This window comes from Parabacteroides sp. TM07-1AC (genome assembly GCF_003480915.1).
GTDB lineage: Bacteria > Bacteroidota > Bacteroidia > Bacteroidales > Tannerellaceae > Parabacteroides > Parabacteroides chongii.
On sequence record NZ_QUKD01000006.1, the window covers coordinates 180,846 to 197,095 of the forward strand.

General features: G+C 40.1%; 10 protein-coding genes. 3 read left to right on the plus strand and 7 right to left on the minus strand.

The window, feature by feature from the left end; all coding sequences use genetic code 11:
• Positions 1-5: 5 nt before the first annotated feature.
• The 3 genes from DXD68_RS13955 to DXD68_RS13965 all read left to right on the plus strand — a co-directional run bounded on the left by DXD68_RS13955 (position 6) and on the right by DXD68_RS13965 (position 7,297).
• Positions 6-3,098 carry a SusC/RagA family TonB-linked outer membrane protein gene (locus DXD68_RS13955; protein WP_122362255.1) on the plus strand — a complete coding sequence of 1,031 codons (3,093 nt, stop codon included), beginning with the start codon at positions 6-8 and terminating at the stop codon, positions 3,096-3,098.
• 21 nt (positions 3,099-3,119) lie between these two features.
• Entirely contained in the window at positions 3,120-4,697 is a 1,578-nt protein-coding gene (locus DXD68_RS13960; protein WP_122362175.1) for a RagB/SusD family nutrient uptake outer membrane protein, read from the plus strand.
• Positions 4,698-4,954: 257 nt separating this feature from the next.
• A complete protein-coding gene (locus tag DXD68_RS13965) occupies positions 4,955-7,297 on the plus strand; it encodes an alpha-galactosidase (protein WP_122362176.1) in 2,343 nt (780 codons plus the stop codon).
• A gap of 575 nt (positions 7,298-7,872) precedes the next feature.
• Here the strand turns inward: DXD68_RS13965 and DXD68_RS13970 are convergent.
• The 7 genes from DXD68_RS13970 to DXD68_RS14005 all read right to left on the minus strand — a co-directional run bounded on the left by DXD68_RS13970 (position 7,873) and on the right by DXD68_RS14005 (position 16,236).
• Positions 7,873-8,469 (minus strand): FKBP-type peptidyl-prolyl cis-trans isomerase, encoded by a 597-nt coding sequence (locus tag DXD68_RS13970; protein WP_122362177.1) that lies wholly within the window; start codon positions 8,467-8,469, stop codon positions 7,873-7,875.
• Positions 8,470-8,474: 5 nt separating this feature from the next.
• Positions 8,475-10,019, minus strand: coding sequence for a glycine--tRNA ligase (locus DXD68_RS13975; RefSeq protein WP_122362178.1), 1,545 nt, complete (start codon positions 10,017-10,019; stop codon positions 8,475-8,477).
• Between the two features lie 73 nt (positions 10,020-10,092).
• Entirely contained in the window at positions 10,093-11,622 is a 1,530-nt protein-coding gene (locus DXD68_RS13980; protein ID WP_122362179.1) for a TonB-dependent receptor, read from the minus strand.
• A 41-nt stretch (positions 11,623-11,663) separates the two neighbouring features.
• Positions 11,664-13,079, minus strand: coding sequence for a transglutaminase domain-containing protein (locus DXD68_RS13985; protein WP_122362180.1), 1,416 nt, complete (start codon positions 13,077-13,079; stop codon positions 11,664-11,666).
• Positions 13,080-13,384: 305 nt separating this feature from the next.
• Entirely contained in the window at positions 13,385-14,080 is a 696-nt protein-coding gene (locus DXD68_RS13995) for a hypothetical protein (RefSeq protein WP_122362182.1), read from the minus strand.
• Complete coding sequence (locus DXD68_RS14000) at positions 14,052-14,351, minus strand: hypothetical protein (protein ID WP_122362183.1); 300 nt, start codon at positions 14,349-14,351, stop codon at positions 14,052-14,054. Before DXD68_RS14000 ends, DXD68_RS13995 begins: the two co-directional genes overlap by 29 nt.
• Positions 14,352-14,574: 223 nt before the next feature.
• Positions 14,575-16,236 carry a SusD/RagB family nutrient-binding outer membrane lipoprotein gene (locus DXD68_RS14005; protein ID WP_122362184.1) on the minus strand — a complete coding sequence of 554 codons (1,662 nt, stop codon included), beginning with the start codon at positions 16,234-16,236 and terminating at the stop codon, positions 14,575-14,577.
• Positions 16,237-16,250 lie beyond the last annotated feature (14 nt).

Here is a 16,250-nt window from a genome sequence, read left to right on the forward strand (position 1 = left end):
CAATTATGAAACAGATCAAGCTTTTTAGTATTTTGATGATGCTTGTGTTATGCTGCGGTACTGCTTTTGCACAAGGCATAACGATTACAGGTACAATCACCGACGCGAAAACGTCGGAGTCGCTCCCGGGAGCGAGCGTTGTTCTCAAGGGAACAACGCAAGGGACTATATCGGATATGGATGGAAAATATTCTTTGACTGCATCGCCCGGCGCCACGTTGGTGATCAGTTATATAGGATATGACACGAAAGAAGTGAAAGTTGGTAACCAGCCGGTTATCAATGTATCGCTTTCGGAAGATTCACAATCGATCGATGAGGTAGTTATCGTTGGTGCTTCCATGAAGAAAAGCGACCTGACAGGTGCTATTGCACATGTTGATTCCAAAGTGTTGGAAGAAAGACCGGTAACGACCGTCAATGAAGCCCTTCAGGGACGTGTAGCCGGTGTTTTGATCACCAAAGGAACTCGTCCGGGTGACGATTCAAGTATCAAGATCCGTGGTGTGAATACGATCAATTCCGGTTCAGACCCGATCTACGTTGTTGACGGTTTGGTTATGGGTAACGGTTACGGTGGTTTTAACGCCATCAACGTGAATGATGTGGCTTCCGTACAGGTCTTGAAAGATGCTTCGGCTACGGCCCTTTACGGATCACGTGGTGCCAACGGTGTAGTTCTTATCACAACCAAGAAAGGTAAAATAGGTGAGGGACGCGTTACTTACGACGGTTGGGTTGGTTTCTCAAAAATTACCCAGCGCCCGAAGACAATGGATGCACAGCAGTTGTTTGATTTGCGTATAGATGCTTTTGCCAATGGGTATATGCATGATAATCCAACTGCAAACCGTCAGGATTATATAAACAGTACATTGATGAATACTAATACGGCTTTCTCTGATGATGAGTTCGCAACTTATCGTGCAGGTAAGAGCTATAACTGGTTGGATGAGGTAATCAGCAACGGTTTCCAGCAGAACCATTCCGTAAGTTTCTCTAATGCAACGGAAAAGAACAATATTTATATTAGCTTCGACTATGCTAATATCGACGGATTGATTGGCGATTCAAAAGAAAAGAAATATTCTGGCCGTATTAATGCGGAAACTATGATTAAACCGTGGTTAAAGATTGGTACAAACTCTTCTTTCTCTCGTACGGAAAACAATTTGCCGACAGATGATGTGTACGACAAGGCGTTGAATGCAAACCCGTTATTGAGCCCGGAACCGTTCCGTGACCCTTCAACTCGTTATACTTGGGACTATTTGACACTGTATTATCGTGTGCACAATGAAGGAAATAATAATGATTATAACCCGTTCAACTCACAGGAAGTAGCTCGCGAACGTGCCCGTAATCGTTTCCTTTCTTCCAATTACATCAATATCAACCCGATTGAAGGATTGAATATCCGTTCAACATTTGCACTGGATGTTTCTTCACAGACTTGGTTCGAATATACGCCTTCTTATATTCAGGAAGCAATCCGCCACTATAATGGAGATGCACGCGCAAAACACGAAAGATGGTCACAGTTGAATTGGCAGTGGGATAATACAATCACATACGACAAGACGATCAACAAACATCGTATGAATTTCCTGTTTGGTACAAGTACAACCAAAAATACAGAAAACTATACCAAAGCACAAGGTGACCGTTTTGCCAGTGACGATTTGCTGTGGAACGACCTGAAAGGTGCGGCAGCAAATGACAAAAAGGAACTCGATTCTGATTTCAAAGGAAATACCCTGGTTTCTGTGTTAGGTAGAGTGAATTACAACTATGACATGCGTTATTATTTGACGGCTACAGCACGTTACGACGGTTCTTCTAAATTTGCAGAAGGACATCGTTGGGGTGTTTTGCCATCTTTCTCGGCTGCATGGGATATAACGAATGAAGCATTTATGGAAGATCAGAATATTTTTGATCGTTTGAAGTTGCGTGTAGGTTATGGTGTGGTTGGTAATCAGGATATTGAAAATTATGCTTACCGGACACTGTATTTCTCTTCTGTAAGTAACGGACAGGCTTCTTATGCAACCAGCGGTTTGAGAGGTACACCTGGTATTACCTGGGAGAAACAGAAACAAACCAATATCGGTGTGGACATGGCATTCTTTAATGACCGTTTGAATGTTTCTTTGGACGGATTCTTTATCAAGAATGATAACTTGTTGATGAAACACTCTTTGCCGTTAACTTCTGGTTACAGCGAAACATGGGAAAATATCGGTTCTGTGAAGAATAAAGGCTTTGAGGCTACAATTAGTGCAACTCCGATACAGACAAAAGATTTCACATGGAATGTGAATGCCAATATCTCTTTCGATAAGAACGAGGTTTCAAAACTGTATGGTAATGTGACAGAAATATTGAATGGGTCTGATCGTGAAAAGAATATCTTCCTGGGCGAATCTTTGAATAACATTTATACCTATAAGACAGGCGGTATCGCTAACGAATCGAATCGTAGTGAATGGGAAAATCTGGATTTCAATGGAAAACACGTAAGTTTAGGTGATTTGTATCCTTTAGATATTTCCGGCCCCGATGGTGTACCTGACGGTGTGATTGACCAGCTTGACCGCGTAGTGGTAGGTAAGAAAGATCCGAAGTTCTACGGTGGATTTGCTACAGATTTCAGCTATAAGGGTATTTCTTTGAATGCAGTGTTCAATTATTCATATGGTGCAGAAAAGATCAGCTCTTACTATGAGACTTTGATTAACAGTACAGGAACAAGCATGGCTTCAGTTGACCTGTTGGATCGTTGGACACCGGATAATACGGGAGCTTCTGTTCCGCGTGTGATTGCCAATACAACCAGTGGTTATAACCGTTATAATCCGTCAGATATGGATTATACGATTCAGGATGCGTCTTATCTGCGTTTATCTACTTTGACATTGGCTTATTCATTCCCGAAACCATTATTGAGCCAACTTAAGGTAGAAAATCTGCGTGTTTATTTTACAGCCTCCAATCTGTTTTGTTTGACAGGTTATAAAGGGTTTGATCCTGAGACAGGCGATTACGGATATCCTCCGACAAAGATGTATGTATTTGGTTTGAACTTTAGTTTTTAATGATTTAAAAGGATTACAATTATGAAAAAGAGATATAATTTGATCGGACTACTGGCATTGGCGCTAAGTGCCGGGATTACCACGTCTTGTTCCGATTTCCTGACACAGGAGAACAAGAAAGCATTAACGGAAGAACAAATCTATTCGGATGCCGAGTTTATTGAACTGAATCTGAAAGGTATATACAACACTTGGCGGGATAATACCCGTCAAGATGAAAGAGCCTGGTTTTTGATGACCGGTACGGATGAAATTCAGCGTGGAGCTCTTCAGAACAAAGGTGGTGGCGAAGGTGCGGCGATGGACCGTTACGATGCGAATATGAACTCGTTACACAGTAAGGTGAAAGACCAGTGGAACAAACGCTTCCCGGTTGTAACTGCTGCTGCCAAAATTGTCCGTGCATTGGATACTCCGGATTTGGTGGAAGGAACAAAAGAAGCGACTTTACTTGGTGAAGCTTGTTTTATACGTGGGTTTGTCAATTACGAACTGGCAATGTATTGGGGAGAAATTCCAATTATTGACCTGGACAAGATTGAAGAAACCGGATATGGACGTCAGCCACTCGCCGACGTATGGCAGTTCATTATTAATGACCTTGAAAAAGCAGCTAAATACGCACCGAAAAGTAATGAAGCAGGCCGGGCTACCAGTGGAGCTGGTTATACCATGTTGGGTAAGGCTTATATGTCTGCTCCGGTAGAAACTGGTTTGCGTGATTTCAACAAGGCAAAAGAAGCTTTTGAACAGGTAATGGGTATGGGATATCAGCTGGTTCCTTATGCAAATTTGTGGAATTATGAAACACCCAATACAGCAGAATCTATTTATGAATTCCAGTTTAACAACAATCCGAACCGTAATCAGATTCAGTTCCAGATCGGCTCGCGTGTAGCACAGAACTGGTGGACTGATGGTTGTTATTTTGCAGGTTATGATCATGTGGTTGTTACCGAGTATGGATATGAAACAGTAGAAAACGGCGGTATATGGGAAGACGGTGATGTCCGTAAAGAAGAAAGTATCCGTTACGATTTTACCTATAATGGTGAAGTTCCTAACTATGAATGCGTAGCTTGGGAAGATCTTGGTGAAGATCATGACGAATTGAAACCGCACGTAAAAAAATACGAAGACTATCGTACTGACCAATATTCAGGATTGGGTATCAACAATATGTGGAACTCAGGAAAGAATATCCCGGCTCTTCGTTATGCGGATGTTCTTCTTAGCTATGCAGAATGTCTGAATGAACTGGGACAGACAGCACAGGCTGTGGAAAAGGTGAACGAAGTTCGTAACCGTGCATGGGGGTTCAGTATCCCGGCTGATAAGAAATGGGATGCAGGTATGTCACAGGATAATTTCCGTGTGAAGATATTGGATGAACGTATGCGTGAGTTCTTGGGTGAGAACTGGCGTCGTGCCGATCTGATTCGTACAGGCAAATTCGTTGAGTATATCAAGGAACGCAACAAATGGGCGAAACGCTCTGGTACGATCCAGGATTATAATGTTCGTTATCCGATCCCTAACGAAGAGATCGAACAGAATCCGGATATGACTCAGGAAGATCAGAACCCTGGATACAGATAACTATAAAGTTGCTTCCGTTTCCTAAGGAAGAAACTTCGGTTTCCTCCTTAGGAAACTAGAGTTTCCCAGGCAGGAAATTACAGTTCCCTCCGCAGGGAACTACAGTTTCCAAACAGAGAAACTACGAGGAAACTGTAATCAATTGAAGATTAGTATGCTAAAGGCAAAAGGATTGTAAAGGAAAAACACCGGGAAGGTATGTCTTTGCCCGGTGTTTTGTTTAATGAAAACCGAATCAAACTAATATATAATAGGTTATGAGAAATTATTTAAAAGGGACATCCCTGTTTTTGGGTCTTGTATATCTCTTGTTAGGCGCAAAGGCTTTTGCAGGTGAACAGCAAGTGATTACTTCCGGTAACTGGAAGATCGTTTATAACGAAGGCACAAAGACATGCGACTTTATCCATAAAGAAAAGACTATACTGGCAGGCGTTTTTGTTCAGGCGAAAGAAAAAGAAACATGGTTGCGAAGCACGGAATACGGACAGCCTGCTTTTTCGGAAGAAACTGTCGATGATGTCTTCGGTGCCGGGCATAAGTACACATTTACCTATGCTGCACACGATGGAAAGCCGGCTCTGCAACAGTCGTTCTATTTCTATCCGGATAAAAGTTACTTTCTGACAGAAGCTTATATCGTTTCGGAGACTTCAACGTCGAGTAATTATATTGCTCCGATCGTTACTGAGACTGCCAGTTCTTTCCTGAATGCAAGTACCTCCAATCGTGTTTTATCCGTACCGTTCGACAATGATGCCTGGATCGGTTATTCCTCATTGGCATTGTCGGTAGACTCTGTCTCCTTCGAGGTCACTTCCATCTATTCTGGCGATACACGTGAAGGATTGGTGCTCGGTTCCGTTGAACATGATACGTGGAAGACCGGCGTACGCTATTCAACTTCCAACAACCAGCAGTTGAACCGCCTGGAATGTTTTGGCGGGATCAGCCATCGTCTTACTCACGATATCGATGCCACAGGTTCAAAACCTCATGGCAGCATTTCCGGTACGAAACTGAAATCTCCGAAGCTCTTGGTCGGTATGTTCGACGACTGGCGCAAAGGGCTCGAAGCATACGGTGAAGCGAATGCGTTGGTTGCTCCTCCCCGTAAATGGGCAAAAGGAAATATTTTCGGATGGAACAGTTGGGGTGCAATGGCCGAGAAACTGAATTTTACCGGTGCTCTCGATGTCTCCGACTATATCAGCACGAACCTACAACCGAATCATTTCAATAATGACGGTACGGCTTATGTGATCCTCGATTCTTACTGGGATAACCTGAATGATTACCAGTTGAAAGCATTTGCCAAACAATGTGTCGATAACGGGCAGGTTCCGGGTATCTATTGGGCACCGTTCTCCGACTGGGGAGAAGACGGTAGCCGCACGATGGATGGCAGCCAATACAGATACGGAGAGGCTTACCTGTATGTGAACGGAAAACCTAAAAAGATAGCTTCCAGGGCTTTGGATCCGACACATCCCGGAACCCGTGAACGGATGAGCTACTTTATCAACCGTTTTAAGGAACTGGGGTATAAATATATCAAATTTGACTTCCTGAACAATGCGATCCTTGAAGCGGACTCTTATTATGATAAGAATGTTACGACCGGTGTACAGGCGTATAACAGCGGCATGAAGTATCTGACGGAGCTGTGCGGGGATGATATGTTTATGGCTTTATCGATTGCCCCTGCTTTCCCGGCGCAATACGGAAATTCCCGTCGTATCAGTTGCGATGCCTGGGGAGCGAAAGAAGATACCGAATATGTAATGAACGGACTTTCTTATGGCTGGTGGCTCGACAAAGTCTATAATTTTAATGATGCCGACCATCTGGTACTTCATAAAGATGCTTATAACGAAGATGAGAACCGTATGCGCATCACTTCCGGAGTCATAACCGGAACATATATTCTGGGGGATAATTTCAGCCAGAAAGGAACTTGTATCGGTGATCTTGCTGCCCGTCAGAAGGCAGAGAAGTTTACGACGAATGCCGATGTGAATGATATAGCCCGTATCGGTAAATCTTTTTATCCGGTAGAAGGTGCGAAAGCTTCAGGTAAGAATAGCTGGGGAAGAAATCGGGGGGAGAATCTCTTTATGCTGGATACGGATGATTATATGTATGTGGCTGCATTTAATTATAATGCTCAGTCGGTATCGGAGGATATAAAGCTGTCCCGCTTGGGAATCGCTTCTTCCGATGTGAAAGGGATCAAAGAGCTGTGGACCGGTCAGGATGTGTCATTAAAAGGGGAGGAGATTCCTTTTTCTTTGCCTGGTTGCGGCGTGAGGTTGTACAGAATAGATAAGAAAGGTTCCGGGACGGGTGTGTCCGAACTTACTACGCCGGATAAGAAAGTATCTGGTTGGGTGAAGGATGATCATTTATTCATACAGACCGAAAAGGAGTTGAAAGATATTCTTATCTACTCACCACAGGGTACATTACTGAAAAGGCTTCCGGCTTTGTATCCTCAAACCCGCTATGACATCAATATTGCTGATCTGCCCAAAGGTGTATTCCTGGTGCAGGCGGTCACTTCCGTACAGGATTCCGAATGTTTGAAGTTCATAAAATAAGATCCATGTCGATTCAATCAAATCTACTGAAATTGGGGCTTCGGGCTGTTAATTTTAGTAGAATTTGATTGTAATCTATATAGTTTTGTGTTCGGTAACAAAATTTGACTGGAACAAGTGTTATGCTTAACTTTTATTAGTCTGAAAAGACTTGACAAAAGCTTGCTGCAGGCGTATCTTTGTACTGTGGTTTTTTCATAATAGTATTAGATTTAAGGTTAACAAAGTTTGGTTAGGGCTTGTCGTGAGACAGGCTTTAATTGTTTATAGGGATATACATTGTAGTTGCCTATACAATCTTAGTTTGATTCGGGATCAGATCCTACACTGACAAAACATGGTTTTCTGACTCGGAAACGTATGTTTTTCCTCTTAAATACGTAAGTGTTTTCTATAATCTCTCGGCAGTTTTTTTCGAACGGGTAGGCACTCTTTTTTAAGTTTTGCTACTTATAAAATAAGGTGAAGCCGGAAATTATTTCCGGCTTCACCCGTTTGTTGTTTGAATATCAATTGATATGTCTTGTATTTTGAATGGTGATGTCGAGAATTGATAAAACGATTTGTTTGTATTATCAATACCCTTCTTTATCATCAGTACCAGCTACTTCAGATGTGCGTTCTACGACTTCTATTTCAAAGATTAGTGTAGAATAAGCAGGGATATTGTCTTGTTCTGCTGAACCGTATGCCAACTGCTGGGGAATCCATACTTCCCATATTTCTCCTACTTTCATATGTTGCAATGCAATAGTCCAGCCAAGTATAGGCTTAGGAATACCTTGTCCAGTATAACTATTATAATTGGAAGATGCAGCACTTACAGCGAATTTAACTGGTTCGGCATAAGGAACACATTGATCGAAAGGCTCATCTTTCTTGCTGTCAATCAACCATCCTTTATAATAGACCGTGACACGGCTGTTGTAATAGATGGGGATTTGAGGTTCGTTTCCTTCTTTCAGCTTTTTGGCATAAACAAAATTGTCTCCCGCTCCTTGTATACTCATTTTTAAGAAATCCGGATCATTGCCTTTTGCCTGGAATGCTTGTTCGTTTTCCAACTTATATGCTTCAACAATTGCATCATCATTATTGTCGTCATCTTTACAGGATGTAAAAACTACGGACACACAAAAAATCATCAACGCGATTTGCAGGTACTTCTTCATTTAATTTATTCAGTTATCTTTTTTAATAATGACTTCATACTTACCTTTTCAGAGATAATCTCGTGCAGCTTGTCGATGCTTACGCGTTCCTGTTCCATTGTATCACGGAAACGGATCGTTACACAATTATCTTTCAAAGTATCGTGGTCAACTGTTATACAGTACGGAGTTCCAATGGCATCCTGACGACGGTAACGCTTACCGATAGAATCTTTTTCATCATACTGGCAACGGAAATCGAATTTCAGCATGTTAATGATCTCTTCCGCTTTTTCAGGAAGCCCGTCTTTCTTTACCAACGGCAATACGGCCAGCTTGATAGGGGCCAGCGCTGCCGGTAATTTCAATACGACGCGTGTTTCACCGTTTTCGAGTGTCTCTTCGCAGTAGGATCCCGCCATAACACTCAGGAATACACGGTCGACACCGATAGATGTTTCAATAACGTACGGGGTATAGCTTTTATTTAATTCCGGATCAAAATACTGGATCTTCTTGCCAGAGAATTTCTCATGCTGGCTCAGGTCGAAGTCTGTACGGCTGTGGATACCTTCCACTTCCTTGAAACCGAACGGCATTTCATATTCGATATCGGTAGCAGCATTCGCGTAGTGAGCCAACTTCTCATGATCGTGGTAACGATATTTCTGATCGCCCAGTCCCATGGCTTTATGCCATTTCAGACGGGTCGATTTCCACATCTTGAACCATTCCATTTCTTCTCCCGGACGAACGAAGAACTGCATTTCCATCTGTTCGAACTCGCGCATACGGAAGATGAACTGACGGGCAACGATTTCGTTACGGAACGCTTTACCGATCTGAGCGATACCGAAAGGCACCTTCATACGGCCTGTCTTCTGTACGTTCAGGAAGTTCACGAAAATTCCCTGTGCAGTTTCCGGACGCAGGTAAATCTTAGATGCGCCGTCGGCTGTAGACCCCATTTCTGTAGAGAACATCAGGTTGAACTGGCGTACTTCTGTCCAGTTGCGTGTTCCGGAGATAGGACAGGCTATTTCGCAGTCAATAATGATTTGGCGGAGATCTTCGAAGTTAGAATCATTCAGCGCCTTTGCAAAGCGAGTGTGTATCTCGTCGCGTTTAGCCTGATGTTCCAGCACACGGCCGTTGGTAGCACGGAATTGAGCTTCATCGAATGCTTCACCGAACTTTTTAGCCGCCTTGTCTACCTCTTTCTGTATTTTTTCGTCGATCTTAGCCAGGTAATCTTCGATCAGCACGTCGGCACGATACCGTTTCTTTGAATCTTTATTGTCGATCAAAGGGTCGTTGAATGCGTCCACATGGCCGGATGCTTTCCAGATAGTCGGGTGCATAAAAATAGCGGAGTCGATGCCTACTACATTTTCGTGAAGCAGGGTCATGCTGTCCCACCAGTATTTCTTTATATTGTTTTTCAGCTCTACGCCATACTGTCCGTAATCATACACTGCTCCTAAGCCGTCATATATTTCCGAAGAAGGAAATACAAATCCGTATTCTTTGCAGTGTGAAACTAATTTCTTGAAAACATCTTCTTGTGCCATAAATATAATTAATTATTATCGACCTGCAAAGTAAATGATTTTTTCTGTAAGTTACGGCATGTCTGATGGTTTATTAACGTGGTATCTTGATTTGAACGCCTCCTTGTATCATGATTCCCTCTTCTGTATTTCCCTGAATGGAGACAGTTAATGTTTCGCTATGTAGCTGTTTGATGGGCATCCGTATGGATAATTCTCCTTGGGGAGAAAGCGGCTGTAGTGGATGGGTATATAGGATTTTTTCATTGGAAGTGTCTGCGTATTCAGTTTGTTGGATGATCTCTTCGGTTTGTCGGGCAATGGTTTTCTTTACACGTTTTCCTTTCTTAGTCTTTATATAGATCAAGCCGTTGAATGCTGTTGGACCTAAGACTGACCTTCTGCCACCTTTGATTACGCTGACCTCTTCTACCTCTGCCAGTTCAATATTGTCGTAGTAGCTTAAAAAATTTTCGGCATTGTATTCGTTGCCAGTTTCAATGATGATGCCATCGATTACCAATCCGACCGGCTTGTTCGTCCGATGCAGAAGTACCCGCTTGTTGCTGATATATACGCCAGGCAGACGACGTATCAGGTCGAAAATGTGAGTTGGCATCGTTCTTTCAATCTGTTTTTGTGAAAGAGTATAATCGACAAACTGCTCGTACACGTTTGCCGGTTCTTCCTTTTGGGAGGCAGTCCCTTTGATGGAAACTTCTTCCAACTGGATGGTTTGCATATCTTGAGGGACAGTTTTGCATAACATATAAAGATCGTATAAGCGTATGTTTTGTTGTATCTTTTCCTGAAAAGCAGAAGATATATATTCAAGATTTTGTTGCATATCGTCTGTCGGGTATAAGGCAAACAATTGGTTTGATGAATGGTTTCCTGTACTTTCTGTCACATATACGCTATAAGAACCGGTTAAAGGTTGATCTTGAAAAGTCAGTTTTAATATCAGCTCCAAATGTTCTTTCTGTTTGTTGACCGTATTGGAAATAGCTATTTGATTATTATTCAATAAGAATACAGGACGTTCACTGATTCTTTCCCCTTGTTTATCGGTTAGTTCGATGCGTAGAATGCCAGAAAGGAACTTGGATTTATCGAATATCAAGTCTTGCGATTGCGGATTCCATGCTGCTTGATAATAAATCTGTTCACCAGAGCGAAGTGTTAACCGATAAGGTGCTTGAGGATGATTTGATTTTCCGTGTACGGCTACAATCAGTTTGTTAGGAGTCTGGTTGACGGATAGGGCATACGCATTCTCCTCTACCGGCGGTAGTTCCGTATACATCCATTGCCGGTCGTTTCCCCGGTAATAGGCATAATATCTCATTCCCTTTTGAGGAGCAAATTGTGCCAACGCATATTTCGTTGTATGAAATAACAGCGGAGCAATAGAATCTTTGTTTTCATCAACAATAAATCCGGAAACGCTGTCTTCTGTCAATACTTTACAAGCGACCTTGCAAGGTTCGTCGGGAAGTAAAAAACCTCCTTCAGGGAAGAACATCAAGGCGTTTCCCTCTTTTATGGTTTGAGAATGTGCCAGAGATATTGTAAGAAGTATGAAGGCTATATGAAGTAACTGTTTGAGGCTATGTCTATGCATGATTATAAAATTGATGTTACAAACATTATTTGTTTGAAAACTTACCACCAGGAAAGTTCTCCTTTCTCATACGTAAAACATCTACCAATAGTTGTCCCTGATTTGTCTTGTAAAATAAGTAAAGAATTAGTTGGAATATGATGAAAATGTAGTGTATTATTCGTAGCAATACATTGAGATATAGCTCTCCATTTTCCTTGAATCCAACTGCATAAAATATATTTATCCCCATTTATTGGTCTTCTTCTTGATTTGTTATTAAACAAATCTGATATGAAATTATCAGGTAATTCAGTTCTATGTTGCAGACCATAAGTATATTCAATAGATAGAGAATATAAATAGTGGATGACAATATCTTCTAATACTTTTTCATTTGGAACAAGTTCTTTGCAATAACCATTGGAATTAACAATAAAAGGATTCCCGCAGGGAATATTTTTATGTTTAGTGTAATATGTTGGCATATATAGCATATCACTTTTTATATTTCTAAAAGTAACAAATCCTTCTTTTAAGTAACAAGGAACTACGGAGGTTTTCCATTTATTAGAATATGTTGATAAATAAATTAATTTATTAGGCGTTGTATTTGGTATTTCAATAGTTACTGTTAAAAAATACTCTGTACTTACATCTGTAACTTTACAGTCTTCTAAAATAGGAGGAATGTCTTCTACTTTAAGTCCTTCTTTCAATTTTAGTAATTCATTATTGAAAGAGAAGGTTTTTCGAAAAACTTTTGCAGGATATCTATAGATGGATTTTTTTATGTCTTGTCTATTTTCAAAAAGAATGAAAGGACTGTATATGGTTACATTGTCTTGGGTTTCCATCAATGGTCTCATTTTTCCATTTATATAGCCAACTCCCCAACAATGACTTCCTGTAGAGTTTCCCCATCCATATATGAAATCAATACTTGCAGGAATTCCTAGTGATCTATATTGATAAACGAGTAATTTTGCAATGTGAAAGCAATCACCTATTTTTGAATTTTTTAAGGCGTTCCATCCGATTGTTAAATATGAAAAATTATCTTCTCCAAACTTATAGTCGTCTTTTATTTGATAATTTAGAGTGTCACATATTTCTTGAAAGGATTTATCTGATAAATAAGCTAATTCATTTGAGCTTTCTTCTCTCCACTCTTCTATAGGTTCATTATAAATGATTGGTGGTAATAGGTATTCAAAAAAAATATCCAAAGGGATTTTATTTGTTTTTAGAACTTTTTTGTAAGTATTGCAAGCTAATTCAATATCAGATATAAATATATTTTTTGAAGCGTAACATTTATCTAATTCAAATTGTGTAGAATTTGACTTGATGAATTGATAAGATTTAATATTTAGAGAATCTCCTTTTTGTTTGAAATAATATTCGATTGATTTCTTATTCACATCCTGTTTTGATGTGAATAAGAAAAATATTGGTATGAAAAAATAGAATTTCATAATTTTATAGAGATAAATTATATTTTATAATAAAGTCCTCGTGTTGAAAATTGTAACCATACATATAATTATTTTCTTCATCAATATCAAACAAAATAGGAGCAATATCTAACTTGTATTTCGCTATGGGATTACCATTGTAGTCATATTTTTCTAGTGTATAATAAGATTTGGGATTACTTCGTGAGAATCCCATGTATAAAGCGTAAAAATATTTTCCCCCAGCCACTATATTTATATAATGTTTGACATTGTTTTCTATATCACCAATAACAATATCGTTTTTGGGAATATTACTTACTATTTTACTTTTTAAATTTATTAACAGAATATATATCTATTTGCTTTTTATATACATATGCATATATGATACACGAATCATTAGCAGCAACCCATCCCCTGTTTTTATAAAAATAAGTTTCTTTATGACGGTCTCTTTTTATTTTTATTTTTCCTAATTGTTTTTTATTTATTAAATCATATTTTTTAATTGCAAATTCATCGGGTATAGCACTATATATTAGAATAGAGTCTTTTATGATATGCATTTGATTAAAAGATTCGTATTCTTCTAAAAATAGTCTTCTTTTTTGCTGTAATTTGAAATTGTTTATGTCGAATTCTCTAATTTCAAAAGGGGTATATCCCCAAATATACAAATTGTCCGTTTGTGTATTACAAAATACAGGGTATAGTTGAAATTCATCATGTCCATAGCCTTTTGTATCTGTGCTATCAATACATTTTAGTTCTGGAATTTTGTACTGATATAGCATATTAGAATTGACATCATTGCATGATATAAATAATGAATTTTTTTTTATCTTTAAGAAGATAGGACTAATAATACTATTTAAGGAATCTTTTTGTGCAAAAAGATTCCTTTCTTCCTCGAAGTGGTCTGATAATGTTAGTACATTAAACTCTGTGCATGAATATAATATTGATGCACAAAGAATAAATGATATTTGATTATAAAGAACCCTTACATTCACCTTCATAAGCCCAAAATGTTGCTGGCATATAACTACAACTACCACATTGTCTAATGTTTGTTGTGGTTTCAAATTCTGTATGTTTCTCTATATATGTATAACAAGGATATAACCAAGAATTTCCTTCAGGTTCTTTTTCTGTATCCCATGATAAGGCTTCTATATTACTTTTAGTAAGGTCAGATATGGGAGTTGCATTTACTTGTTGATTAAAATTCCATTTGATAAAGGAACATGTAGCTATTGTAATAACTAAATAGGCGATTTTTTTATTCATATTATATTTATTTTATTTGTTTGCAATAAAGAAATTTGAAGATGAGAAATACAATAATTCTAATCTCTTTTAATTTTTGATCGATGATAAAATCGATCACTCTCTTGTTTTATCTTGTCTTGTTGGATTTTTATGTATTTTAAGTAATTTATTAAGAGAGGTGACCATTGCGGTCACCTCTCTTCTTTCATCAATTATGTTGAATACTTAGTTTTGGGTTTCTTTAGTTTTCCCACCAAACACGGCCATGTTCGCTATCCAAACGACCGAAGTTAGATTCCTTTTGCATATCTTCCAAGCGTTTTACCTGGTTAGCATAGTTAGGAGAACCATCTGCCGGCATAGTGAATTTTTTGCGGCGTGGAACTTGCTGTAATTCGCCGTATACATGGATCGGTTCCCAAGTGACCAGAGTAGAGGTTGTACTCGGATAGCCTACGCGTTTGTACATCGCCCACGATTCATTGTTGTTCTTGAAGTGTTCTATCCAAGTCTGGCAATAAATCTGTTCTTTCGCCATAGACGGGTTCCAAGCGATACCTTCTTGTGCCATGTACTCCTCGATTTCAGCATCTGTAATAGCTTCGTAATTGTTGATTTTGCAATAGTCAGCTATCTTGCTCCAGAATTTCAAAGAAGCTTTTACTCCTTCTTCATACCATTCCTGGGCAGTCTTGCCACTGGCAACACCTTCCAATGTAAATTCGGCAGCCATGAAACAGAAGTCTGCGTATGTTACCAATGGTACCCAACCGCCTGCTGTACCTTCGTCTTGTGCTCCCTTCCACAGACGGGTCTGCGGACGATTCATCGGACGCATGTCGATATCATCCAGATAACGCGAAGTACGGCAAACGTCTTCTGCCTGCAAATCATAACTTACATGACCACCTTCCCAACGGCTCAAATCAGTCGGAATGATTTGTTTAGGAGTTGTTGTTTCCAGTGCATTGAATGCAGCGACATTTTCCGGAGTCAAGTTGTTGATCTGGAAGAACAGACGTTTACGCGGGTCGTTGTACTTTTTCAGATAATTCATGAAGCAAACAGAGGCACGGTCCATGTCTATGACCGAATGCCAGTCACCCAATGTAGTCCAGTGATTATCGAAATAAAGGACGAAGCTATCATCGATGTTGTCGAATATATTACCGGATGACAATACTTCTCGTGCAATGGCTTTAGCTTCTTCCGGTTTCCGGTTCAACAGGCGCAAAGCCAGGCGTAGGCGGACAGCATTAGTCGCTTTCACCCATTTGGACATGTCGCCACCATATGCCAAGTCGTAATTTTTGAAAGAAATCTGGCTTGTAGCGGTCGCTAGTTTATTGGCCGCTTCTTTCAGCTCCTGATTCCAGATGGTGTACAACTCTTCTTGTGTTTGAAATGCCGGTTCGAGGATTTCCGGACGTCCGTTACGTGTTCCCCAGGCGTCTGTATAAGCCAATGAACCGTATACGTCGGAGGTTTGGATACCTTTGGTGATCAGCAGGACACGGGCTACTTCTATCAAGTTGCTGTAAGCTGCTTCCTGTTCCGGTAAATTTGCCTGGATGTAATAAGGGATATGTGTTGCGTACTTTCCTGCAGTATTGTAGTTACTGTAGACTGTACCTCCCCATCCGGCACACTCTGTAAAGTTTACCGTTCCATAGCCCCAGATACCTGTACAATACTGCATCCAGCGTAAGCGGCAGGCATAAGAATCTGCCCAAGTTTCTCCGGCATTGAGCATGGCGTTTTCTACCTGATAGAGGTATACTTCCGGATCGACCTCATACACCGTATCGGGATTCTTGTTGATTTCGGTAAAATCTGCATCGCAGGAGGTCAATGCAGTTATAGATGCTAAAGCACCGAAAATATAATATTTAATCTTTTTCATTTGACTATACGTTT

Coding starts and splice junctions, on each gene's coding strand:
- DXD68_RS13955 (WP_122362255.1), top strand. CDS start 6: ATGAAACAGATCAAGCTTTTTAGTATTTTGATGATGCTTGTGTTATGC.
- DXD68_RS13960 (WP_122362175.1), top strand. CDS start 3,120: ATGAAAAAGAGATATAATTTGATCGGACTACTGGCATTGGCGCTAAGT.
- DXD68_RS13965 (WP_122362176.1), top strand. CDS start 4,955: ATGAGAAATTATTTAAAAGGGACATCCCTGTTTTTGGGTCTTGTATAT.
- DXD68_RS13970 (WP_122362177.1), bottom strand. CDS start 8,469: ATGAAGAAGTACCTGCAAATCGCGTTGATGATTTTTTGTGTGTCCGTA.
- DXD68_RS13975 (WP_122362178.1), bottom strand. CDS start 10,019: ATGGCACAAGAAGATGTTTTCAAGAAATTAGTTTCACACTGCAAAGAA.
- DXD68_RS13980 (WP_122362179.1), bottom strand. CDS start 11,622: ATGCATAGACATAGCCTCAAACAGTTACTTCATATAGCCTTCATACTT.
- DXD68_RS13985 (WP_122362180.1), bottom strand. CDS start 13,079: ATGAAATTCTATTTTTTCATACCAATATTTTTCTTATTCACATCAAAA.
- DXD68_RS13995 (WP_122362182.1), bottom strand. CDS start 14,080: ATGAAGGTGAATGTAAGGGTTCTTTATAATCAAATATCATTTATTCTT.
- DXD68_RS14000 (WP_122362183.1), bottom strand. CDS start 14,351: ATGAATAAAAAAATCGCCTATTTAGTTATTACAATAGCTACATGTTCC.
- DXD68_RS14005 (WP_122362184.1), bottom strand. CDS start 16,236: ATGAAAAAGATTAAATATTATATTTTCGGTGCTTTAGCATCTATAACT.